We start from the raw sequence: 1,722 nt of genomic DNA, 5'->3' as shown, positions 1-1,722 counted from the left end.
TCGCGCTCGGCCATGCCGGCCTTCACGTCCTGGGCGAACTGCTTGGCGAGGTCGCCCAGGTGCAGCGCACCGCGCGCCGCGGTGCCGGAGAGGCTGTCCGGAGTGAGCCGGTGAACCGCCTCGTTGGCCTTCTTCATGGCCCAGACGGTGGCGCCGGCGCCGACCGCCATCCAGAAGATGCGTGCCATGTCGTCAGCCCCTCACCGCGCGCCGGACCCTGGAGAGCAGGCCGCCCCTGGGCGCGGTCGCGGCGCGCACCTCGGCCCGGATCAGCCGGGCCAGCTCCTCGCGCTCACCGGCCTGGAGCGGCACGCCCGGCGTGCCGCCCTGCTGCTTGGAGACGGCCTTGCGGACGCCGTAGCTGAAGGCCGCGACCTTCACCAGCGGCCCGCCCAGGGTGGCGGCCACGGTGGAGGACAGCGCGTTGGCGTTGGCGGCGGCGTCCTGCACGTTGGCGGTGATCTCGTCCACCCGTTCGAGCTGCTCGTTGGCGCTGCGCACCGCGGAGCCCGCGTCGGTCAGCAGCGGCACGGCCTGCTCGGTGACCGCGGAGACCAGGACGGCGGCCTCCTTCAGCACTCGCGAGAGGCGGACCAGCACCACGGCGAGCAGGGTGACCAGGACCGCCCAGAAGACGGCGACGAGCAATCCGGCCAGCTCTCCCACGGACACCTTTGCGCGCTCCCTCGCCTTGCTCCTCTACAGGGGGAACCCTATCGCGCCCGGGCCCGCTTTCCGGACCGGGTTACCGGCCGGGGCCCGCGCCGTCCTCACCGGCGCGGAATAGATGAAACTTGCCCATTGCTTGAGGAGGCAAGGATCCACCCGGAAGGAGCACCATGGCCATCCACGACGAGTACCGCCTCGCGACGTTCTACTTCGAGTCCAAGGCGTACACCGATGCCGCCCGCATGCTGGAGGGCGTGCTGGCCGAGGAGCCGGCCAACCTCTCCGTCCGGCTGCTGCTGGCCCGCAGCTACTACCACTCCGCCCAACTCGGCCGCGCCGAGGCCGAGCTGCACCGGATCCTCGAACTCGACCCGGCCGAGGACTACGCCCGGCTGATGCTCGGCCGCACCCTGGAGCGCCAGGGCCGCACCGAGGAGGCCCGCCCGCACCTGCGGCTGGCCGCCGCGATGGCCGGCGAGGAGATCTGACCGGCAGGCACCGGAAAAGGGGCGAGCCCCCGCCGCCTCGAAAGGCGACGGGGGCTCACTCGTGGTCTCGCGAAGAGCGGAACCGCTCGCGGGTCAGCGCGAGTAGTACTCGACGACGAGCTGCTCGTCACAGATCACCGGGACCTCCTTGCGCTGCGGCGCACGGTCCAGGCGGAAGGCCAGGGCCTTCAGGTTGACCTCGAGGTACTTCGGGGTCTGGCCCTCACCCGCGTAGCCACCCTCACGGGCGACCTGGAAGGGGACCTTCTCCTTGCTGCGCTCGCGGACGGTGACCACGTAGCCCGGCTTCATCTGGAACGACGGCTTGTTGACCTTGCCACCGTTGACCTCGATGTGGCCGTGGACGACCATCTGGCGGGCCTGGTAGATGGTGCGGGCGATGCCCGAACGCAGCACCAGCGAGTCCAGACGGGTCTCCAGCTCGGCGACGAGCGCCTCACCGGTCTTGCCCTCGGCCTTCTTCGCGCGGTCGAACGCACGCGACAGCTGCTTCTCGCTCAGGTCGTACTGGGCGCGCAGACGCTGCTTCTCGAGCAGACGGACC

The 1,722-nt window shown here is 70.9% G+C and carries 3 protein-coding genes and 1 pseudogene; 1 reads left to right on the top strand and 3 read right to left on the bottom strand.

Going from position 1 to position 1,722, the window contains the following annotated elements; translation table 11 throughout:
- Both J0670_RS37365 and J0670_RS37360 read right to left on the bottom strand, forming a co-directional pair.
- A pseudogene (locus tag J0670_RS37365) lies at nucleotides 1-188 on the bottom strand (hypothetical protein); the annotation flags it as partial.
- 4 nt (nucleotides 189-192) lie between these two features.
- Complete coding sequence (locus J0670_RS37360) at nucleotides 193-672, bottom strand: DUF948 domain-containing protein (RefSeq protein WP_207817223.1); 480 nt, start codon at nucleotides 670-672, stop codon at nucleotides 193-195.
- A gap of 167 nt (nucleotides 673-839) precedes the next feature.
- Here J0670_RS37360 and J0670_RS37355 point away from each other — a divergent pair, with 167 nt between their 5' ends.
- The gene (locus tag J0670_RS37355; RefSeq protein WP_207817222.1) at nucleotides 840-1,157 is read left to right on the top strand and encodes a tetratricopeptide repeat protein; all 318 of its coding nucleotides are present in this window, start codon (nucleotides 840-842) and stop codon (nucleotides 1,155-1,157) included.
- Nucleotides 1,158-1,250: 93 nt separating this feature from the next.
- Here J0670_RS37355 and rpsD read toward each other — a convergent pair.
- On the bottom strand, nucleotides 1,251-1,722 hold a 472-nt coding region (gene rpsD, locus J0670_RS37350; RefSeq protein ID WP_207817221.1), incomplete at its 5' end, for a 30S ribosomal protein S4.

Origin of the sequence: Streptomyces sp. FH025, from assembly GCF_017427025.1 — a bacterium.
Taxonomy (GTDB): Bacteria; Actinomycetota; Actinomycetes; order Streptomycetales; family Streptomycetaceae; genus Kitasatospora.
This window is presented reverse-complemented; position numbering and strand designations above follow the sequence as displayed.